The following is a 20,432-nucleotide window of genomic DNA, read 5'->3' on the forward strand; positions in this document are numbered from 1 at the left end:
CCGCCGGTTCCGGCGAGACGACCGGCTGGACCCTGCCGGGCTTCGGCGGCAAGGACGACGACAACGACCAGAACCGCGCCCAGCCGCGCCGCTCCGGCTATCAGCGCGAAACGATCATCGAAGCAGCGATGAAGAGCGTGACCCGGACGGTTGCGACGCAGGTCGGCCGGGCGATCGTGCGCGGGATCTTGGGGAGCTTGAAGCGGTAGGGGAGCGCCGGGCTAATTCGCGGGGAGGCTTGTCGGATTTCGGTTGCTAGTTGGCTGTCGCGCCCGTGATACCCCCCTCTGCCCTGCCGGGCATCTCCCCCTCAAGGGGGGAGATCGGATGGGGCTTGCACCGTGCCCCAATCAAGGTCGAGGGTTAGCGCTGATATACATTGTCGCCCAAGGCTAATGGGCCGTCGCCCAAAAGAGAATTCGGAGCCCGCCTCTGGCCGATCTCCCCCCTTGAGGGGGAGATGCCCGGCAGGGCAGAGGGGGGTGCGGCGCCGCCCGCAAAGCGAGTAAGCTTGGCAGCGACCCGACTTCTCACCGCTTGCGCACGAACTCCGTCCGCAGCACGAGGCCCTTGATCGCCTCATGCCGGCAGTCGATTTCTTCCGGGTTGTCGGTCAGCTTGATCGACTTGATGACCGTGCCCTGCTTCAGGGTCTGGCCGGCGCCCTTGACCTTGAGGTCCTTGATCAGGGTGACGGAATCGCCGTCCTTGAGGAGGGTGCCGGAGGCGTCGCGAACCTCGGCGGCACCGGCACCTGCGGCCGCAGCCAGTTCGGACGCCGGGCGCCATTCGCCGGTCGCTTCGTCATAGACGTATTCGTCATCATCGCCAGCCATCGGCGTCGCTCCTTAAAATCAACAATTCGCCGGTCGGCGGTGGCCGCTTATAGCAGCCGAACCGCCCTGAGCAAGCTCCGCGGCAATATGCCGGCCGAGCGTCGTCCGGTTGCATTCGCCCATATGCGATGATATTTGGCCATTGTGCCATTCAAGAGAAAGGAGGGTCACGTGCACAATTTCTATTTCCGGTACTACCGGACGCGTGGTCCCGTCGACGCCCTGCAAATGCGTTTGCAGGGCTGACCAGAGGCCGTTTCTCTTAAAATACACCTTCCTGGTCTGCCCTTCGTGGCCCGCAGCGCCGAGCGCCCGCTCGTGCATAGCTGCGATTTCCGAACACGCTGCAAACTGTGCATGACATCGACGATGGCCGCGAGTGCCCGCGATGTCCTGTGCCTGCAAGCCAAGACCAGAGAACGACAAATGAGCCTCATCAACCTCCGCAATCTCGGAATCACCCTGTCCAGCCCGCTGTTTTCCGGGCTCAACCTCAGCATCAATGCCGGCGACCGGATCGGTATCGTCGCGGCCAACGGGCGCGGCAAGTCCACGCTCTTGAAATGCATCGCCGGCACGCTCGATGCGAGCGAGGGCGAGATCACCAGAAGCCGGGGACTGACGATCGGCATGGTGGAGCAGAATGTGCCGCCCGCCCTGATGCAGGCGAGTTTTCGCGAGGCCGTGCTCCAGGCGCTGCCGGCGGATCAGATCGACAGCGAAAGCTGGCGTGCCGATGTCGCGCTTGAAGGGATGGAGGTGCCGGAGGGATTGCGCGAACGGCCGCTTGCCGCGCTGAGCGGCGGCTGGCAGAGGCTGGCGCTGATCGCGCGGGCCTGGGTGACCGAGCCGGACGCGCTGCTGCTCGACGAGCCGACCAACCATCTCGATCTTGCCAAGATCGCGCTTCTGGAAGACTGGCTGAACGCGCTCCCCCGCGACATGCCGGTGATCCTGTCGAGCCACGACCGCGCCTTTCTCGACACTGTGACCAACCGCACGCTTTTCCTGCGGCCGGAGAACTCTCAAGCCTTCTCCCTCCCCTATTCCAGAGCACGGGCAGCGCTCGACGAGGCGGATGCGGCGGATGCCAAGCGCTACGAACGCGACATCAAGACGGCCGACCAGCTGCGCCGGCAGGCGGCGAAGCTGAAGAATATCGGCATCAATTCGGGCAGCGACCTGCTGGTGGTCAAGACCAAGCAGCTGAAAGAACGCGCCGAGAAGCTGGAGGACGCGGCAAGGCCGGCGCATCTGGAACGCTCGGCCGGCGCGATCCGCCTCGCCAATCGGGGCACCCATGCCAAGGTGCTGGTAACGCTGGAGGATGCGGCGGTGACGACGCCGGACGGCACGCTTCTGTTCAGGACCGGCAAGCAGTTCATCTGCCAGGGCGACCGTATCGTGCTGCTGGGCCGCAACGGCACCGGCAAGACGCGGCTGGTGACGATGCTGCGTCGGGCGATCGCCGAACCTTCCGCGACGATCGCCGGCATCAAGGCGACGCCGACGCTGATCCTCGGTTACGGCGACCAGTCGCTCGCCGATCTCGACGACCGGCAGACGCCGCACGAAACGATCATCCACCGGTTCGACATCGGCGACCAGAAGGCCCGCTCGCTGCTCGCCGGCATCGGCATCACCGTGGAGATGCAGGCGCGGCCGGTGGCAGAGCTTTCGGGCGGGCAGAAGGCGCGGCTCGGCCTTTTGGCGCTGAGGCTGCGCGAGCCGAATTTCTATCTGCTCGACGAACCGACCAACCATCTCGACATCGACGGGCAGGAGGCGTTGGAAAGCGAGCTGATGGCGCACCAGGCAAGCTGCCTGCTGGTCTCCCACGACCGCAGTTTCGTGCGGGTGGTTGGCACCCGTTTCTGGCAGGTGGAAGGCCGGCAGCTGATCGAGGTGGAGGGGCCGGAGAGCTTCTTTACGGCGAGCCGTGGCTGACTCGATAGAAATTGCTCCTCACCCTTTTCCCCGCTCGCGGTAGGGCGATAGCATGTGAGGGGACGACGGTGCGTGGAGCCCCTCCCCCTTGTGGGGAGGGGTTGGGGAGGGGACTTCGTTCCGAAGCCGAACCCCTCCCGCCTGCCGGCCACCCTCCCCACAAGGGGGAGGGTTAGGGACGCCGCACCGTCTCACGTCCCATATGCGATCGTCCGGCCGTCAAAACGGGGAAACGGTGGTGGCAGCCGGATAAGGAAATACCTCCTCCCCTCCATAAGGAGAAAAACTCAGGCTTTCCCGTTGCGCTCCTCGAAGGCTTTTCGCGCCGCCTCGATATCGGCGTGGCGCGCCGCTGCCCATTCCCAGACCGCGCAGAAGGCGGCGCTGAGGCTTCGGCCGAGTTCCGTGAGGTTGTATTCGACTTTCGGCGGGATGACCGGATAGACCTTGCGCGACACGAAACCGTCGCGTTCCATCTGCCGCAGCGTCTGGGTCAGCATCTTCTGGCTGATGCCGCCGGTCAGCTTACCGATCTGGGTGAAGCGCAGCGTGCCGTGTTCTTCCAGGACTTCGAGGATCAGCATGGTCCATTTGTCGGCCACCTGGCCGATGATGCCGCGCACCAGCTCTTCCAGAACCGGATCGATCTCATCGGGAATTTCGCGACCCGAAGGTGACCGCATCGACGGGCGAATTCCTTGATCCACAGTCACTCTCCTTTTGGTGCGTATAAATCTTTCGGGTGCCTTCTTCCGAGAAGAGATTGATAGCCGTATTTTCCGGCCACGCAACACGGAAAGGCGAAGACCATGAAAATGAACGGCAATACGATCCTCATCACCGGCGGCAATTCGGGCATCGGCCGGGCTCTCGCCGAGGCGTTCCATGCGCTCGGCAACCAGGTGATCATCACCGGGCGGCGCCGGGAAACGCTCGACGCGGTGACCGCCGCCAATCCCGGCATGAAAGGCATGGTGCTCGATCTTTCCGATGCCGAAGCAATCAAGTCATTCTCGGCCGAGCTCGCGGCGGCCTATCCGTCGCTGAACGCCGTCATCAACAATGCCGGCATCATGGTGCCGGAGCATATCGGCGCCGGCTCGGACTATCTCTCGACGGCCGAGCAGACGATCACCGCCAACCTGCTCGGCCCGATCCGGCTGATCGCGGCGCTGCTGCCACAGTTGAGCACCCAGAAAGATGCCGCGATCCTGACCGTCTCCTCTGGCCTTGCCTTCGTGCCGATGGCGCTGACGCCCACCTATTCCGCCACCAAGGCCGCCATCCATTCCTATTCGATGGCGATCCGCGAGCAGCTCAAGGAGGCGGGGCCGCAGGTGATCGAGATCGTGCCGCCCTATGTGCAGACATCGCTGATGAGCGAGCGCCAGGCGAGCGACCCGAACGCCATGCCGCTTGCCGATTTCATCTCCGAGGTCATCGATATCCTGACACGGCAGCCGGACGTCAAGGAAGTCGTCGTCGAACGCTGCAAGCCGCTGCGTTATGCCGTCGAGAACGGCAATTTCGACGCGATGTTCAACGGCATCAATTCGATGAGCCACTGACTGCCGACGCGGCGACGCAATCGGTCTGGCGAGACGCGCGATCAGGCGGGCACGTATGTCAGCCTGATCACGTCCTCGCCAACGCGGTCGGTGGAAACAAGGCGGAGCGGTGGCCGCGGGCCGGTGAAGAATGGCTTGCCGCGGCCGAGCACGACGGGGTGGAGGTAGAGCCGGTACTCATCGATAAGGCCAAGGTTCGTCAGGCTTCCTGCCAGGTCCGGTCCGGACACTGAAATCTCCCCGACGAGCCTAGCCTTCAGGCCACGGACCATCGCCTCGACATCATCATCAACAAGCGTGGCGTTGGGGCCGACCGACTTCAACGAGCGCGACACGACCCACTTCGGCAGGCGCCGCCAGGCCGCGGCGAACTCGTGGCGCTCGGCATCCCACTCGGGGCGGTCTTCGTCCCAATAACGCATGGTGTCGTACATGCGGCGGCCATAAACGCTGCCCGCCAGATCGCGCACATGCTCTATCCAGTGACGAAAGAGCTTAGGCCCGGTCGCCATTTCCTGATGGTCGACATAACCGTCCAGGGACTGGTTCATTCCAAAAACGAGTTTCGCCATGCTGCAAAATCTCCCCCAGGGTATTCGGAATATTTTGAGGCGGCATCCGCTCTGGTACCGAGCCCCAGATTCTATCCGTTAGATCCATTCAGGACGTCGTAGCGGATAAAGACGGTACCGTTGGCGAAGGGCACTTCTTCGGTGCGCGCGAGTTTCACCTTGTTCCGGGTCTGGAACATCGGCGTACCGTCGCCGACCGCGACGGGGACGTAATAGATGCCGATTTCGTCGACCAGGCCGGCATCCAGATAGTCGGCGGCAAGCGTCGGGCCGGAGACGAAAATATCCCGCCCGGTTTGCGCCTTCAGATCGCGCATCGCATCGACATCGAGGGAAGTCACCAGTTTCGTGCGTGGCGTTTTCGGCTCGGTCAAGGTCTTCGAGACGACGATCTTGTCGGTCTGCCGCCAGATTTCCGCATATTCCGCCTCGAACGGCGTATCGCCCCGATAGGTCTGCCAGAACGCCATGGTCTCGTACATGCGCCGGCCGTAGACGGCGAGGCCGCAGCGGCGCCCCTCCCCGTTGGCGTGACCATGCACCTCGGCGTCGATATGTCCCCAGTCGAAATCGCCCCGGGCGTCGTTGATATAGCCGTCGAGCGAGATCATCATCTCGAACACCAGTTTTGCCATCGGCCGCTCCTTAACCGTTCCTCATCAGGCCGTCTCGATCAGCAGTGCCGTCAGTTCGTCCGGCATGTCGATCGGGATATCGTGGCCGCAGGCAAGCTCATGCACGGTCCAGCCGGGAGCGCCGCGATATTTCTCCGACATCCGGCCAAACGGCCCGTCCCAGCCGGTCGCGACGATGAAGGTCTTTTTCGGGACACGCTGATAGGCGCCGGTGACTTTCAACTTCTGCCGCAGGGTGCCGGAAGGCTGGGGCGTCGCCTTCGGTGCGGCCCACAGCTCGTCCTCTTCGCGCATATGGCCGCCGGGGCCTTCCGGCACCGGGATCATCGGCGCGGAATAATCTCCCTCCGGATCGTAGTCGGTGAAGCTCATGCCGTCCTCGGGGATGAAGGCCTCGACATAGACGATCGAGCGGATGCGCTCGGGCATACGTTCGACGACGCCGGTGGCGACGATGCCGCCATAGGAATGGCCGACGAGCACGATATCCGTCAGGTCCTTGTAGACCGCCTCGTTGACGATGTCGTCGATATGGGTGTCGAGGTTGACGGAGAGGCTGGCCAGGTGCTTGCGCTCGCAAAGCCCGGTCAGCGTCGGCGCGTAGGCGCGGTGGCCCCTGGCATGCAGGCGGGTCAGCACCCACTCCCACGACCAGCCGCCGGTCCAGGCGCCGTGGGCGATCAGGAATGTCAGTTTGGAATCGGACATAACCTTCCCCTTGAACCAGTTGCGATCTGCAATTGGCTCCAACCTACCAAACCAGTTCCATTTTGCAATCAGTTTTTCGAAGCATAAAAAGGGAAGGCCCTCACCCTTTGGCGACATGCCGGCGTCTTTTTTCAACGCCTCCACATGCACTTCAGAATGAGGGCCAACACCTGCCAAAACAGCCAACACCTGCCAAAACAGACTGTGCCGCTTACTTCTTCGCGGAAGTCAGCGCGAAGAAAGCGCCCTGCGGATCGAGCGCCTGGACGATCCAGGAGCCGCCGGGAACTTCCATCGGGCCATGGACGACCTTGCCGCCGCCTGCCGTCAAACGGGCGATGGCGGCGTCGATCGAGTCGACAATGAAATAGTAGCACCAGCAGGCCATCGGCACTTCCGCCGGCTTTGTCATCATGCCGCCGATCTGCCGGCCGTTATGGGAGAAGATGTGGTAGGTACCCATCGGGCCCATGTCGAAGTCGTGGTCGAGCGTCCAGCCGAACATCTTGCCGTAGAAGTCCATGGCTTCCTTGCCGTTGCCGGCGTAAAGTTCCCGCCAGCCGACATTGCCGACGGCATCGGGCGCCAGTGCCTGCGGCGGGTTCTCCGGCGGGATCGGCGTCATGATGCAGATGACCGCACCATGCGGATCGGCGACGACCGCGAAACGGCCGATGCCCGGAATATCCTCCGGCTCACGCTGGACGCGGCCGCCATTAGCGACATAGTCCTTGGCCATCTGATCGACGTCGTCGACTGCGACATAACCGGTCCAGTTCGGCGGGATCTTGCCTTCGAGTTCCGGCGGAAAGTTCATCATGCCGCCGACGCCCGGCCGATTGTCGCCCTCTCCCATCTCGAACAGGAAATAGGCGGGCATGTCGGGCATCGACATTTCCTTGACCTTCCAGCCGACCACCGACGAATAGAATTTTCCGCCGGCATCGGTATCAGGCGTCATCAGCTCGACCCAGATGAATTTGCCATGGGTCTCGGATCGAGACCCGGTAACGGTCTGCAACATGGTCGTCTCCTCTACGAATGACTGCGTCGACCGACGCGTTGAATTGGACACACGCAAGGCTCAGCGCTTGCGGGCGTAGTTCGCCTCCATGAACTGCTTCCAGGAACCGTCCGGCTGTTTTGCGCTGGAATTGAAGACGCGATGATCGTCATCGGTGAAGATGATCTGCTCGCGGTAGTCGCCGGTCTTGCCGGGATTGGCGAAATCCGGGCCGGTCGTATAGAGATTGAGCGTCGATCCGTCGTCCGATACCTCCCCCTCATAGACCCAAAGATGGTTCATCATCGTGCCGAGCCAGGTGCCGACATATTTGCCCTTGGCCGGATCGTAGCCGAGAGTGAGAATGGTGGTGGCGGGGCCACCGCCACCCGGCATCTCGCCGCTGCCTTCGGCGACGAACCAGATGCCGTTCAGCGACCGGCAGACCTCGACCCATTTTTCGTCATGGCCCATGCTGGTGGACGTCACCTCCCAGAGGCCGACCATCCTTTCCAGAAAGCCGTGTTCGACCTGCGGCTTGGGCATTTCCATCGTGCTCATCTTTTCCTCCTCCTCTTTTCGAAGCGCCAGAATGAACCCGTTCAATGGCAGCAGGATGAAGCCGTCTCCTGTGGCTTCTCATCGTATTCGTCGTGGCGCTTGACGAAATTCATCGTCGAATCCTCGTTGCGGCCAAGTGGTGCCCGGTCGAGGATCATCAGCGTGCCAATCAGCTCTTCGCCGCCGCGGGCATAGCTGGAATAGGTATGAAAGATCTCGCCCGCCTCGTTTCTGTAGAAGGCGGAAAGACCCGGCAGCTCGTCATGCGCCTCTGACGGCGGGACCTCGCGGAAGTTATAATACACCTTCTCCTTGGCGAGGTCTTCCTTGGTAAAGGAGACGTGATAATCGAAGTTGAAATCGCTGCCGAAGGACGAGACCCAGGGGAATTTCCAGCCCATGCGCTTCTTGTAGGCCTCGATCTTGTCGAGCGGCGCGCGGGCCACCGCGACATAGGTGACGTCGTGGTTGTTGAGATGCGGCAGAGCGCCATCGATATGGTCCGAGAGAAATGAACAGCCGAGGCAGCCGGCATCCCAGTCCGGGCCGAGCATGAAATGGTAGACGAGCAGCTGGCTGCGGCCGTCGAACAGTTCGGCGAGCGACTTTTTGCCCTTCGGAGTGTCGAACACGTAGTCCTTGTCGACCTTTACCCAGGGCATTGCCTGACGCTCGGCGCGCACCTTGTCGCGCAGATGGGTCTCTTCCTTTTCCAGAGCCAGCAGCTTGCGCCGGGCTTCCAGCCACTCCTCGCGGCTGACGACAGGGTTTTTCGGGGACATGGTGACATCCATGACAGGCTCCTCCTATGCTTGACAGAATAAGTTGATATCAACATACTCTTCCGATGCTGTCAAACACCCCGACCATCGAAGTGATTCCCTTTTCAACGACGCTGCTGGTACGCGACACGTGCCTGTGCCTGCATGTGCAGCGGGCGGCGCGGGCGCTGGCCCGGCGTTTCGACAATGCAATGAAGCCGATCGGGCTTACCAACGGGCAATTCTCGCTGATGATGTCGCTGAACCGGCCGCAGCCGGCGCCGATGAGCCAGGTCGCCACCCTGCTCGCGATGGACCGCACAACGCTGACGGCGGCACTGAAAGTGCTGGAACGGCGCGGCCTGGTGGAAACCACCGTCGATCCGAAGGACCGGCGCGGCCGGCTGCTGCGCCTCACAGATGACGGCATGACCATGCTGTCGGCCGCCCTGCCGATCTGGAAGCGGGTGCATGCGGAGATCGACGCTGAGCTTGGCGAAGGCGGACCGGCAGAACTGCGGGCGACGCTGGGCGGGATCAAATAGAAAAAGCCGGCGCAAGCGGCCGGCTTTCCATTTCGGAAATCTTCAGAACGATCAGGCGACCGAGACCGGCACTTCGGTCGAAGTGCGCATCGCGTGGCTATAGGGGCAGACGATATGGGCCTTGGCGACGAGGTCTTCGGCCTGGGCCTTGTCCATGCCCGGAATGTCCACCAGGAGAGATACTTCGATGCCGAAACCCTTGCCGTCGTCGCGCGGGCCGATGCCGACGGTTGCAGTGACCTTGGCGTCATCCGGGATCTTGACCTTTTCCTTGCCGGCAACGTTCTTCAGTGCGCCGAGGAAGCAGGCGGAATAACCGGTAGCGAAGAGCTGTTCCGGATTGGTGCCGCGGGCGCCGTCGCCGCCGAGTTCCTTCGGAATGGTCAGCGTGACGTCGAGAACGCCGTCTTCGGAGGCGCCATGGCCGGCGCGGCCGCCGGTGGCAGAAGCCTTGGTGGTGTAGAGAATAGGCATGGGTTTAACTCCCTTGGTCTTTGATAGTCGTGCTGGGTTAAAAATTGTCCGCAATCAAATTGCGCACAATCTAATTACGCGCATTGCATTTCGTCGTCAAGCCTGCGAAAATGCGCTTGCCGAAAAAGATAGAGCACAGGCACGTGAAGGCAGGACCGGCCATGCAGAAAAAAGCGCGCAACGCGGATAATTTCGAGATCGAGCTCGATGCGCAGCTGTGTTTTGCGATCTACGGCGCGGCGCATGCCTTCACCCGCACCTATAAGCCGCTGCTGGAACCGCTCGGCCTCACCTATCCGCAATACCTGGTGATGATCGCGCTCTGGGAGGAGGACGACCAGCCGGTGAAGGCGATCGGCGACCGGCTGGGGCTGGATTCCGGCACGCTCTCCCCTCTCCTCAAGCGGCTCGAACAATCCGGCCTCGTCGCCCGCAAGCGTGACCGCGACGACGAGCGGCAGGTGAAGATTTTGCTGACGAAAAAGGGCAGAGAGCTGAAAGCCCAGGCGGCCGGGGTCACCGCAGCAATCGGCAAGGCCACCGGCTGCAGCTTCGAGGAAGCCATGGCCCTGCGCGACGAACTTGTCGCGCTCAAGGGGAGGCTGACAAAGGCGGGAAGCGAAAAAGAGGCGCTGTCCGCTGTCTGATGGTCTCCATCGCCGGTCGAGACCGGTCAACGCGAGGGTGGCAGAACTTGCGCCGCTCACGTCTTGTGGGCTTCCGGCTCGTCCGTATGGCGGCCCGAATAACGTTCGTCCAGTTCCCGGATCACGCCTTCGCCATCGGCGGGATCCACTCTGCGCAGGATGACGTCGATCTTCGCCTCCAGCCGATCGGAGCCTTCCTTCGATTGCGGCGAGCCCAGAAACAGGAAGAAGGCGAGCCCGCCGACCTGCCAGAGCAGCTGCAGGAATTCCGATTGCCAGTTTTCAAACGTATCCCGCAGCATTTCCACCAGATAGGGGGAAAATTCCACCGGCTGTCCGTGCTCGGCCTGTTCCTGGACAAAGGCGAACCAGCCGAACAGCCAATGTCCGACAAGACTGAAAGCAAAAAATGCCAAGGTGATCCAAGCGTAGCTATAGGCTCGCCATAGTGAATTCTGCTGCACGACTTCCTCCAGAACATTTCACGCAATTCAACGGAAAAGTTCCAGCCTAGTTCCCGTAGAGATCAGGTCTGGCCGAGGTGATCCGCAACGATCCTGTCGATCCAGCGGCGATGCTCATCCTTGACCAGCGGATTTGTGCCGGGTTCGCCGGCAACCGTGATCAGCGCTTTCCACAGGCACCAGCCGCGCGCCCTTTCCCAGGTCTCGGCGTCGAGCCTTACTCGATTGCGGAAGGCGCGGGCTGCCGGTTCATCGAACAGGGTCCAGGCGATGACGAGGTCGCAGGCCGGGTCGCCGATGCCGGAACTGCCGAAATCGATCACAGCGGCAAGCCGTCCGTCCCGGACGAGCAGGTTGCCTTCGGCGACGTCGCCATGCACCCAGACCGGCCTGTTCTTCCAGGTCGAGGCGAGCGCCCGTTCCCAGATTTCGGTGATCAGCGGCACATCGATTTCGCCGGAGAGGATATCGATCGAGCGGCGTGTCTCCGCGTCATAGACTTGAAGCGATCCGCCGCGGAAAAAATTGTGCGGGCCAGCAAGCGGGCCGTCGGATGCGTCGATCTTCCAGAGGGCCAGCAGGAAATCGGCCAGATCCTCGGCAAAAACGGTCAGGTTAGCGATCGTTTGAAGACTGGACCGGTCGCCCGCGATCCAGGCATAGACTGACCAGGGCCAGGGATAACCTTCGCCCGGCTTTCCCAGCCCGAGGGGGACTGGAATGGGAAGCGGCAATCGGGGACCAAGCGCCGGCAGGAAGCGGTGCTCCTTCTCCACCTGCGCGACATAACGTTCGGCACTCGGCAGGCGCACGAGCATGGTCTCGCCGAGATGGAAGGTGCGGTTGTCCCAGCCGCCGTTCGCGACCGGCCGCACGGACAAATCCGCCCAATCGGGAAACTGGGCGGCTATCAGGTTTTTCACGAGAGCGGTGTCGATCTCGACCATGTGCAAATCCCTTTCGGCGCAAATCTAGGTTGCGCCGGGGATGATGAGCAAGCGTCTGTGACAGAGATTACTGCCACACCACGATACGCGCCTTTTCCGGCACGCGGTCGTAGAGGTCGATGATATCCTGGTTCATCAGCCGCACGCAGCCCGACGAGACGGCCTTGCCGATCGAGTTCCATTCCGGCGAGCCGTGCAGGCGGTAGAGCGTGTCCTGGCCGTTCTTGAAGATGTAGAGCGCGCGGGCACCGAGCGGGTTCAGAAGGCCGGGCGGCATGCCGCCGTTCTTGGCCGAATATTTGGTGAGTTCCGGCTGGCGGGCGACCATTTCGTCCGGCGGCGTCCATTTCGGCCATCTCTGCCGCCACTGGATGACGCCCTCGCCCTGCCAGGCGAACCCTTCGCGGCCGATGCCGACGCCGTAACGCATCGCGGTGCCGCCCGGCTCGATGAGGTAGAGGAAACGCGAGGCGGTATCGACGACGACGGTGCCTGGACGCTCACCGGTCGGATCGACGACCTGCTGGCGGTAATAGCGCGGGTTAATCTGCCGATAGGGTATCGCCGGAATGACGAAACCGCCGTCGACCATGGAGCCGTACATGACATCCAGTTCCGACGAGGGACCTTCAATGGGCTCCGGTCGGAAGGCAACCGTGGTCGCCAGCGGACGCGGCACCGATGAGGCGCAGCCGGCAAGCGTGGAGGCCGCGCCCGCACCGAGGAGAGACAAAAAACTCCGGCGGGAAAACGAAGGGTTCAGGATCATCTGAGGCAGGACCGTCCGATAGGAAACGCAGGGAACAGCAAAATCGCTCTTTAACGGCAGGGCGGCCGAAAAGTTCCGACTCGCTCCTTCCGCAGGGAAGATAGGTCTGCGGTCGTTAATCAACTATTCACGAGACCTACACGGCGGTTCAAACCCATGAGATGAATCAAACAAAAAAGAGCGGCACCGCCGCCCTTTCCGTCTATTGCCAAGCCTGTTGCCGCGCTCAGAGGACCACGATCGGGGTGCCCGAGGGCACGCGGTCGAAGAGGTCGATGACATCCTGGTTGAACATGCGCACGCAGCCGGACGAGGTCTGTTTGCCGACGGACTGCCAGTCCGGCGTGCCGTGCACCCGGTAGAGCGTGTCCTGGCCATCCTTGAAGATGTAGAGCGCGCGGGCGCCGAGCGGATTGTTGAGCCCGGGATTGGCACCGCCTTCGGCGGCCGAAAATTTGCGCAGATCCGGCTGGCGGGCAACCATCTCGTCCGGCGGCGTCCAGCGCGGCCATTCCGCCTTGCGCTGGATGACGCCGCGGCCCTGCCAGGCGAAACCGGCCTTGCCGAGGCCGACGCCGTAACGGATCGCCTTGCCGCCCGGCTGCACGAGATAAAGGAAGCGCTCCCTGGTATCGACGACGATCGTGCCCGGCGCCTCGCTGGTTCGGTAATCAACGTCCTGGCGCAGATAGCGGGCATCGATGCGCGAATAAGGGATTGCCGGAAGCGTGTGGCCGTCATCGCGGATCACGCCATACATCGCCCGGTGGACCGGGTTGGAAATCGGCAACCCGTAGGTCTGGTGGAAAGTCGACGGATAGAGCTGGCGCTTGTGCGGAATGGCACCCGGCATCGGAGGCGGCTGGTTCGACGGCGGATCCGCATAGGGTGCGACGTTGAAGACCGGCGACGTCTCCTGGACGAAGACGTCTGGGTTCATGCGGCTGGTATCGGTGACCAAGGGAATCTGGCAGCCGCTGACCGCAGCGGTCGCAGCGAGCGTGACGGAAAGCCCAAGGGTTCGGCGGAAAGATCGAAAGGAGAATGGCATGGGAACCCGCTTCCAGCAGATGACGTCTGGGCCGACCATCGCAGATGCGGCTGGCGCGAGGCTGATCAAATATCGTCCGAGCGAACCTCGAGCTCCGGCCAAAGGCGGACGGTCTCGCGTCGCAATTCGCAGATCGCCCTGAGCGCCATATCCGGTCTCATCAATAGGGAATGGGCGGCCGCATTGCGCTCTTCGGCATCCTGCAGTCGATCTACGACCCAAGCCAGTTTGCGTCCTATATCCGCGCCGTAAGCGGCCGTTGCCTTTTCGACCGCCGCCCCCGGAATCGCTCCAAAATGCTCAACCAGCACCCCGAGATCGAAAGCATCACGGTAAGCCACCGAACGATCCTGGCCGCGGTCCGCGTTGGCGAGCAGTTTTTCGGCAAACATGTCTTCAGGAAGCAAGGCCGGTATCAGAAGATCGGCATCCATTTCGCCGTTCAGAGCAATTCGTCCCTCGCGGATAATCTCGAACTTGATCAGCTGTTCCCTGAATTCGAAAACCGTCCGGAGACCGTATTGGTCGATGCGAAAATCCCGCACCGCCTTTATCGATTCCGGAAAAAAAGCCTTGAGACCCCGCTCGGTCGCAGCGCTGCGGAGTTCACGATAACCGTCCGAGGACGCGCAAAGAAAATCAACATCCAGCGAACGCCGATACTCGCCAAGTTTCAACACAATCGCAGTACCGCCACCGAACCAGCATTCGTTCGCGACAAGGTATTGGTGATCCATCCGCGAGAGAGCTTCGGCAATGATCCGATGTTCGGGGAGAACGAAATCTTTCATCGGGATTTGAGCATCACGCCCCCACCGAAGGCCCGCGCCAGATCCTCGATGAGATCGGCCTCCCGCCTGGTGAGGCCGCGTTCATCCACAAAACGCCAATTGCGCTCATAGATGGAGAAGACCTCCTCGGCCGGAATCGGGCGCAACGGATCGCGGCTCCAGACGAGCTGCTTCAGCTCCGGGTAATCTGCTGGAATAATGGTGCGGTCCTGCGCAGTTTCCATGGTCGAAAGATAGTGCGAAAATCGTCAAAATGACAGGGGCACTCGACCCTACCCTATCACCTGGTTGAAGAAGCGGATGCTCTCGGCGACCGCGCCCGGCACGACGCCGTTATGGTTGCCGGGCAAGAGCTTTGCCTCGATGGAAACGCCTGTCGATTTTGCCCGATCCATCAGCAGCTGGTGGTCGGCATCGAAGGGGCGTTCCTCGGTGCCGCGCAGCAGCAGCGTCGGGCATTTGAGGCTGTGGCCGAAACAGACCGAGGAGCGCATGACGAATTCCTGCTGGTCGTTTTCGTCGAAACGGACTTCGCGCTCGAAGCGGCCGAAATAACGCCAGGAATTGACACCCGCCGAGATCGGCGCCGAGGCGCGGAATTTTCGGGTCATCGAGGCGAGCAGCGCCAGCGTGCCGCCATTCGAATGGCCGGCGAGGAAGAAGCGGTTCTTGTCGATCCCCGGCAGGTCCTCCAGGTAGCTTGCGGCAGCGAGCGCATCCGATGTCTCGTCGTAGAAGCCCGAATAATTGCCGGCCTGGCCGTTCTCGCCGCGGAACGAGGGCAGCATGACGACGTAGCCGGCTTCCCAATAGGCCTTCATCAGCTCCCAATGGCCGTCACCCGTGGCGTTGCCGCCGTGCAGGAAAAGAACCGCGGGCTTCAGCTTCGCGGAAGGCTCATAGGAGGAGATCCAGGCGATCAGTTCGATCGAGCCATCCGGGCCGCCGCGATACATCACCCTCCTGGCGCCTGCGGGCGTGCCGAGCGGGGCAGACTGTTCAGGAGAAGGCCCCTTCCTCAAGAGATTGGTATGGAACCGCTTGCGGGCTTCGCCATAGTCTTCCTTCTCAAGCGGAGGAACGTCCGGAATGGGGAATTCCGCGCGCGCCGCGGCCGGCAACATGGCAGCGGCCGAAACGCCGGCGGCGGCCGCCAAAAGCGTCCGGCGTGTGACGCCGTCGCGTATCGAGCGGGAATTCGGGGCAATGATGCGGTCTGATGCCATGTCTTTTGATGCCATGTCTGCGGAATCCATTTCTTCCGTTGCGCGCGAATCTGATTTCAGCACTCGTGAAAGGCGCTGTCCATTCAACGATTCGGGAACGGCACCGCCTAATTCGCCTTGGCATCCACCATTGCCGTCAGCGTCGACAGCCGGTCGGCGTCGCGCGGCAGCTTGTCCTGGCGCAGGCGGGCGATCCGCGGAAAGCGCATGGCGACGCCCGACTTGTGGCGGGTCGAGCGGTTGATGCCCTCGAAGGCGACCTCCAGCACGAAACCGAAATCCGGTTCCGCACGCACCGCCCGAACCGGGCCGAAGCGATCGACGGTGTTGTCGCGGACGAATTTGTCGAGCACTTCGAGCTCCACATCGGTGAAGCCGAAATAGGCCTTGCCGACCGGCACCAGTTCCTCGCCATCCGGCGTTTCCGCCCAGACGCCGAAAGTGAAGTCGGAATAATAGCTCGACCGCTTGCCGTGGCCGCGCTGGGCGTAAAGCATCACCGCGTCGATATTGTAGGGGTCGCGCTTCCACTTGAACCATGGCCCCTTGAGGCGGCCGGCCTGATAAGGGCTGTCCTTGCGTTTGATCATCACCCCTTCGATGACCGGATCGGGTGGCGCGATGCGAATGCGGTCGAGCTCGTCCCAGGTGCTGAACGGCACGAGTTCGGAGAGATCGAAACGGTCGTGCGGCGCCTGTTCGATCACGTCGCGGAGCCGCCTGCGACGTTCGAAAAATGTCTCGGCGCGGATATCGCGGTCGCTTTCGAACAGCAGGTCATAGGCGCGCACGAAGGCCGGGTAGTCTTCGAGCATCTTGGTTGTCACCGTCTTGCGGTTCAGCCGTTGCTGCAGGTCGGAGAAGGTGCGCGTCGGATTGTTGGACCGGGCGGTGCCGCCGACCAGCAGTTCGCCGTCGATGACGCCCTCGAAATTGATAGACCCGACGACGTCCGGAAAGGCGCCGGTGATGTCGTCGCCGGAGCGGGAATAGAGCTTCTTCGTGCCGCCGTAGCTCGACATCTGCACGCGGATGCCATCCCATTTCCACTCGGCGGCGTAATCGGCGGGATCCAGCTTTTCGAGATCGCCGGTCTCCACCGGATTGGCCAGCATGACCGAGTGGAAGATCGCCGGCGTGGCGAGGACCGGTTTGTCCGCCCTGCCCTCCAGCCAGGCGAAGAGCGGTTCATAGGGCGGCGTCAATCCATGCCAGAGCGTCTCGATTTCGGTGACGTCTTTTCCGCTCATATCCGACAGCGCCTGCTTGGCGAGGCGGGCCGAAACGCCGATGCGCAGCGCACCGGTGACGAGCTTCAGGAAAGCAAAACGGCTCGACGTATCGAGCTTGTCGAGCAGGTCGCGGACGGCGGAGCGCACTTCGGTGCGGCCGAGCGAGTTCATTCTGGTGACGACTTCGCCGAGGCGCGGCTGGTGATCGTCATCGATTTCGTCCTTGCGGGTGCCGTCCCAGACCAGCGAGATGGTCTCGGCGAGATCGCCGACATAGTCGTAGGAATACTGGAAGAGGACCGGATCCATGCGCTCCAGCACGAGGTCGCGTAGCATGGCGGGCTTGACGCTTTTCAGATCGAGGCCGCCGGCCAAGGCGGCAAGGCCGTAACCGCGGTCGGGATCGGGCGTATCGCGAAAATAGTCGGCGAGAAGGGTGAGCTTGCCGTTGCGCGACGGGGTGAGGACGAGGCGGTCCAAGAGAGTGGCGAAGGGTTTCACTTTTGCCCCCTCTTTGAGGGCGCGGCGTGTAGCTTACCCCCCTCTGCCTTGCCAGGCATCTCCCCCTCAAGGGGGGAGATCGAATCGCGGCAATGTTTAGCCACCAGCAAACGTCGAAGACTGGGCGACGCAGGCGCGTCTTGCCGATCTCCCCCCTTGAGGGGGAGATGCCCGGCCGGGCAGAGGGGGGTGTCGGCGGCACGAGCGGAAAAGTCCATCCCCATCAATCCCCCTCGTCCTCGTAACCCACCAGATGCAGCGGCCTTGCCGGGATGTTCTTCAGCTCGCACCAGCGCACCAGCGCCTCCTCGCGGCCGTGTGTCACCCAGACTTCAGATGGGTCGATCTCCTCGATGGTCGACAGTAGTTCCGGCCAGTCGCAGTGATCGGAGATGACCAGCGGCAGTTCGACGCCGCCCTGCTTGGCGCGCTGGCGCACCATCATCCAGCCGGAGGCAAAGGCGATCAGCGGTTCATTGAAGCGGCGTGCCCAGCGATCCTGGAAGGCCGAGGGCGGGCCGACGATGACCGCGCCCTTGAAGGCGTCGGGGCTGCTCTTCTCGATGGTCGCGGGTCTTATGTCGCCGAGATCGATGCCCTGGCCGACATAGTAGTCGCAGAGTTTTGCCAAGGCGCCATGGATGAAGATCGGCTCGGAATAGCCGCAATCGCGGATCAGCCGGATGACCCGCTGCGCCTTGCCGAGCGCATAGGCGCCGACGAGATGGCTGCGTTCGGGGAACTGCTTCAGCGAGGTCAGCAGCTTGTCGATTTCGTCTTTCGGGTCCGGGTGGTGAAAGACCGGCAGGCCAAAGGTCGCCTCGGTGATGAAGACGTCGCAGGCGACCGGCACGAAGGGCACGCAGGTTGGGTCAACGCCGCGCTTGTAGTCGCCCGAAACGACAATGCGCAGACCTTGCCTCTCGATGGCGATCTGGGCCGAGCCGAGCACATGGCCGGCGGGGTGAAAACTCACCCGCACGCCTTCGACATCGATCTCCTCACCGAAGGCGGCCGCCTGCTCCTCGCCGCAGAAGTCCTCGCCGTAGCGAAGCCGCATGATGTCGAGCGTCTGGCGCGTCGCCAGAACCTTGGCGTGGCCGGCGCGGGCGTGGTCGGAATGGCCGTGGGTGATCAGCGCCCGCTCGACGGGACGGACCGGATCGACATGGAAACGGCCGATGGGGCAGAACAGCCCGGCCGGGGTGGGATGAAGCAGCGCCTCTGGTTTCATGCCCTTGAAGATAGGGCAAAAACGGTCGGACGCCAGATCACTCCGAGGCGGTGGCCGGCTTCTTTTCGGCGATCACCGCCTGCGGCAGGCGGACCGGTTTCAGCATCAGGGCGGCGATGAGGCCGATCAGCGCCATGGCGCTGCCGGCCATGAACACGGGCGTGAAGGCCTCGGTGTAGAGCGTGTGGACCGCGATCCGCGACGGTTCGGGCAATGCGAGCATCATCAGCGGCGTCAGCGAGCCGATATCCTCGACGCCCGGGATGCTGGTGCCGACGCCCCGGATGCCGGCGGCGACGATCGCGCCATAGACCGAGATGGCGATCGAGGCGCCGGCCATGCGCATCAGCGTCACGGCGCCGGTGGCGGCACCGACATCCTCGCGGGGGGCTGAATTCTGAACGCCGATGATCGGCGCCTGCTGGCCGAAGCCGATTGCCAGGCCCTGCATCAGCATGAAGCCGAGGATGACATAGATCGGGGTACCGACCGGAAGCTGCGAGAAGATGAACAAGGCAACGATATTCAGCGACAGGCCGATCAGCGTGAACGGCTTGTAGCGGCCGGTGATCGAGATCAGCCGGCCGGTCGACAGCGAGCCGATGACGATGCCGAGGGTCGTGGCGACAAAACAGAAGCTTGCGGTCGTCGGCGACAGACCGGTGGTCGTCTGCAGGAAGAGCGCGAAATAATTGGCCATGCCGATCGCCACCGCGCCGGTACAGAAGGAGACGATCAGGAACAGGGAAAAGGTCGAATCGCGGAACAGTTTCAGTGGCACGATCGGCTCCGGCACCTTCCCCTCGATGAAGACCCAGACCACGGCGCAGAGCGCGCCCGCCGCCACGACCACCATCGACTGCCAGGCGACCAGCGAACCGAACAGCGTGACGCTATCGGCCCAGACGACGACGCTGGCAACGGTTCCCGCCAGCAGGACTGCGCCGAGATAGTCGATCTTCGGCTTGCGGATCGGGCGGCGATAGGGAAGCAGAAGCGATATGCCGGTGACCGCGATGATGCCGATCGGCAGGTTGATCAGGAAGATCGACCGCCAGCCGAACAGTTCGCTCATCGTGCCGCCGAGCAGCGGCCCGAGGCTGCCGGAGGCCATGATCACCAGGCTCGAATAACTCTGGTATTTCGCCCGTTCCCGCGGCTCGAACAGGTCGGCGTTGATCGAGAAGATCGACACCATGATGCCGCCGCCGCCAAAGCCCTGCAGCACGCGCGAGGCGATCAGCGAATCCATCGACCAGGCAAGCCCGCAGGTGAGCGAACCGACGGTGAAGATGACGATCGCCGCCAGCATCACGTATTTGCGGCCGAACAGATCGCCGAGCTTGCCGTAGATCGGCATCGAAGTGCTGCTGGCGAGGAGATAGGCCGACCCGATCCAGCCAAAACGCTCCAGTTCGCCGAACTCGCCGACAATCGTCGGCAACGCCGTCGAGACGATCTGGTTGTCCAGCGTCGCCATGAACAGCGCCGTCAGCAAAAAACAGAAGATCACCAACCGCTGGCGGTGGTTGGCGACGAGCGGCACATGGGCCGGACGGGTCATATCCATGGGTCAATCCAAAGTGTCCTAAAATTTATGTGCCTTCAGCATATAATTGTCAACGGCACTTTGATGCGCAGGGCAAAGAACGGTTGGAAAGCTTTATGGGCTTTGATATGTTCGGCGACATGACGAGCAAGAGCCTTTTAAACCCGAAACCCGCTGCCGCCTCACCCTCCCCCGAGGACGTGGCCCGCGTGAGCGAAATGCTCGGGCGGATGCGGATCCTGATCGGCCGGCGGATCATCGGCCGCACGGCGATTGCCAATATCGCGCCGGGCCTGGAAATTTCGCATCTCGACGTGCTGGATGTGATGCGCCGCATCGAAGGCGAGGTGACGGTGGGGGCGATCGCCGAGGCGATGCGCATCGACCCCTCGCGCGGCAGCCGGCTGGTGG

Annotated in this window: 25 protein-coding genes and 1 pseudogene; 7 read left to right on the plus strand and 19 right to left on the minus strand. The window is 62.5% G+C overall.

What is annotated here, in order from left to right; translation table 11 throughout:
• On the plus strand, positions 1-209 hold a 209-nt coding region (locus MOV61_RS18970), incomplete at its 5' end, for a helicase HerA-like domain-containing protein (protein ID WP_247137683.1).
• 321 nt (positions 210-530) lie between these two features.
• On the opposite strand, the gene MOV61_RS18980 is transcribed toward MOV61_RS18970, so the two are convergent.
• Positions 531-836 (minus strand): alkylphosphonate utilization protein, encoded by a 306-nt coding sequence (locus MOV61_RS18980; RefSeq protein WP_247034273.1) that lies wholly within the window; start codon positions 834-836, stop codon positions 531-533.
• Between the two features lie 426 nt (positions 837-1,262).
• Here MOV61_RS18980 and MOV61_RS18985 point away from each other — a divergent pair, with 426 nt between their 5' ends.
• Complete coding sequence (locus MOV61_RS18985; RefSeq protein WP_247137684.1) at positions 1,263-2,783, plus strand: ABC-F family ATP-binding cassette domain-containing protein; 1,521 nt, start codon at positions 1,263-1,265, stop codon at positions 2,781-2,783.
• A 287-nt stretch (positions 2,784-3,070) separates the two neighbouring features.
• Here MOV61_RS18985 and MOV61_RS18990 read toward each other — a convergent pair whose 3' ends face one another.
• Positions 3,071-3,466, minus strand: a complete 396-nt coding sequence (locus MOV61_RS18990; protein ID WP_247137685.1) for a helix-turn-helix domain-containing protein — start codon at positions 3,464-3,466, stop codon at positions 3,071-3,073.
• A 126-nt stretch (positions 3,467-3,592) separates the two neighbouring features.
• Here MOV61_RS18990 and MOV61_RS18995 point away from each other — a divergent pair, with 126 nt between their 5' ends.
• Positions 3,593-4,351: an SDR family oxidoreductase gene (locus MOV61_RS18995; protein ID WP_247137686.1), complete on the plus strand. Its 759-nt coding sequence runs from the start codon at positions 3,593-3,595 to the stop codon at positions 4,349-4,351.
• Positions 4,352-4,392: 41 nt separating this feature from the next.
• Here MOV61_RS18995 and MOV61_RS19000 read toward each other — a convergent pair whose 3' ends face one another.
• The 6 genes from MOV61_RS19000 to MOV61_RS19025 form a co-directional block, all read right to left on the minus strand.
• Positions 4,393-4,923, minus strand: a complete 531-nt coding sequence (locus tag MOV61_RS19000) for a dihydrofolate reductase family protein (RefSeq protein WP_247137687.1) — start codon at positions 4,921-4,923, stop codon at positions 4,393-4,395.
• A 71-nt stretch (positions 4,924-4,994) separates the two neighbouring features.
• Positions 4,995-5,558 (minus strand): dihydrofolate reductase family protein, encoded by a 564-nt coding sequence (locus tag MOV61_RS19005; RefSeq protein WP_247137688.1) that lies wholly within the window; start codon positions 5,556-5,558, stop codon positions 4,995-4,997.
• Positions 5,559-5,582: 24 nt separating this feature from the next.
• Positions 5,583-6,266: an alpha/beta fold hydrolase gene (locus tag MOV61_RS19010; RefSeq protein WP_247137689.1), complete on the minus strand. Its 684-nt coding sequence runs from the start codon at positions 6,264-6,266 to the stop codon at positions 5,583-5,585.
• Positions 6,267-6,477: 211 nt separating this feature from the next.
• On the minus strand, positions 6,478-7,290 hold the full coding sequence (locus tag MOV61_RS19015; protein ID WP_247137690.1) for a VOC family protein: 813 nt from the start codon (positions 7,288-7,290) through the stop codon (positions 6,478-6,480).
• Positions 7,291-7,350: 60 nt separating this feature from the next.
• Entirely contained in the window at positions 7,351-7,830 is a 480-nt protein-coding gene (locus MOV61_RS19020) for a DUF1579 domain-containing protein (protein ID WP_038548889.1), read from the minus strand.
• Between the two features lie 41 nt (positions 7,831-7,871).
• Positions 7,872-8,624: a thioredoxin family protein gene (locus tag MOV61_RS19025; protein ID WP_247137691.1), complete on the minus strand. Its 753-nt coding sequence runs from the start codon at positions 8,622-8,624 to the stop codon at positions 7,872-7,874.
• Between the two features lie 53 nt (positions 8,625-8,677).
• Here MOV61_RS19025 and MOV61_RS19030 point away from each other — a divergent pair, with 53 nt between their 5' ends.
• A complete protein-coding gene (locus MOV61_RS19030) occupies positions 8,678-9,136 on the plus strand; it encodes a MarR family winged helix-turn-helix transcriptional regulator (RefSeq protein ID WP_405029333.1) in 459 nt (152 codons plus the stop codon).
• Positions 9,137-9,187: 51 nt separating this feature from the next.
• On the opposite strand, the gene MOV61_RS19035 is transcribed toward MOV61_RS19030, so the two are convergent.
• Entirely contained in the window at positions 9,188-9,610 is a 423-nt protein-coding gene (locus MOV61_RS19035) for an organic hydroperoxide resistance protein (protein ID WP_247137692.1), read from the minus strand.
• Here MOV61_RS19035 and MOV61_RS19040 point away from each other — a divergent pair.
• Together MOV61_RS19040 and MOV61_RS19045 are read left to right on the plus strand one after the other, a co-directional pair.
• A complete protein-coding gene (locus MOV61_RS19040) occupies positions 9,609-9,800 on the plus strand; it encodes a hypothetical protein (RefSeq protein WP_247137693.1) in 192 nt (63 codons plus the stop codon). The genes MOV61_RS19035 and MOV61_RS19040 overlap by 2 nt on opposite strands.
• A complete protein-coding gene (locus tag MOV61_RS19045) occupies positions 9,772-10,257 on the plus strand; it encodes a MarR family winged helix-turn-helix transcriptional regulator (protein WP_247137694.1) in 486 nt (161 codons plus the stop codon). Before MOV61_RS19040 ends, MOV61_RS19045 begins: the two co-directional genes overlap by 29 nt.
• 56 nt (positions 10,258-10,313) lie before the next feature.
• On the opposite strand, the gene MOV61_RS19050 is transcribed toward MOV61_RS19045, so the two are convergent.
• From MOV61_RS19050 to MOV61_RS19095, 10 genes are all read right to left on the minus strand, one after another.
• Entirely contained in the window at positions 10,314-10,721 is a 408-nt protein-coding gene (locus MOV61_RS19050) for a DUF6766 family protein (protein ID WP_247137695.1), read from the minus strand.
• Positions 10,722-10,783: 62 nt separating this feature from the next.
• Positions 10,784-11,668, minus strand: a complete 885-nt coding sequence (locus MOV61_RS19055; RefSeq protein WP_247137696.1) for an aminoglycoside phosphotransferase family protein — start codon at positions 11,666-11,668, stop codon at positions 10,784-10,786.
• 67 nt (positions 11,669-11,735) lie between these two features.
• Positions 11,736-12,437: a L,D-transpeptidase gene (locus MOV61_RS19060; RefSeq protein WP_247137697.1), complete on the minus strand. Its 702-nt coding sequence runs from the start codon at positions 12,435-12,437 to the stop codon at positions 11,736-11,738.
• A gap of 226 nt (positions 12,438-12,663) precedes the next feature.
• Complete coding sequence (locus MOV61_RS19065) at positions 12,664-13,488, minus strand: L,D-transpeptidase (RefSeq protein WP_247137698.1); 825 nt, start codon at positions 13,486-13,488, stop codon at positions 12,664-12,666.
• 65 nt (positions 13,489-13,553) lie between these two features.
• Positions 13,554-14,279: a nucleotidyl transferase AbiEii/AbiGii toxin family protein gene (locus MOV61_RS19070; protein ID WP_247137699.1), complete on the minus strand. Its 726-nt coding sequence runs from the start codon at positions 14,277-14,279 to the stop codon at positions 13,554-13,556.
• Positions 14,276-14,503, minus strand: coding sequence for a hypothetical protein (locus MOV61_RS19075; protein WP_247034250.1), 228 nt, complete (start codon positions 14,501-14,503; stop codon positions 14,276-14,278). The genes MOV61_RS19070 and MOV61_RS19075 overlap by 4 nt, the downstream gene beginning before the upstream one ends.
• Before the next feature lie 48 nt (positions 14,504-14,551).
• Positions 14,552-15,505: a S9 family peptidase gene (locus MOV61_RS19080; RefSeq protein WP_247137703.1), complete on the minus strand. Its 954-nt coding sequence runs from the start codon at positions 15,503-15,505 to the stop codon at positions 14,552-14,554.
• 107 nt (positions 15,506-15,612) lie between these two features.
• Positions 15,613-17,238 carry a cisplatin damage response ATP-dependent DNA ligase gene (locus MOV61_RS19085; protein ID WP_247137700.1) on the minus strand — a complete coding sequence of 542 codons (1,626 nt, stop codon included), beginning with the start codon at positions 17,236-17,238 and terminating at the stop codon, positions 15,613-15,615.
• Between the two features lie 223 nt (positions 17,239-17,461).
• Positions 17,462-18,472, minus strand: coding sequence for a ligase-associated DNA damage response exonuclease (locus tag MOV61_RS19090; protein ID WP_247137701.1), 1,011 nt, complete (start codon positions 18,470-18,472; stop codon positions 17,462-17,464).
• Positions 18,473-18,509: 37 nt separating this feature from the next.
• Positions 18,510-20,042: an MDR family MFS transporter gene (locus MOV61_RS19095; protein ID WP_247137702.1), complete on the minus strand. Its 1,533-nt coding sequence runs from the start codon at positions 20,040-20,042 to the stop codon at positions 18,510-18,512.
• Between the two features lie 119 nt (positions 20,043-20,161).
• Between MOV61_RS19095 and MOV61_RS19100 the strand changes: the two are divergent.
• Positions 20,162-20,432: pseudogene (locus MOV61_RS19100) on the plus strand (MarR family transcriptional regulator); the annotation flags it as partial.

Source organism: Neorhizobium sp. BETTINA12A (genome assembly GCF_023006485.1).
Taxonomy (GTDB): Bacteria; Pseudomonadota; Alphaproteobacteria; order Rhizobiales; family Rhizobiaceae; genus Neorhizobium.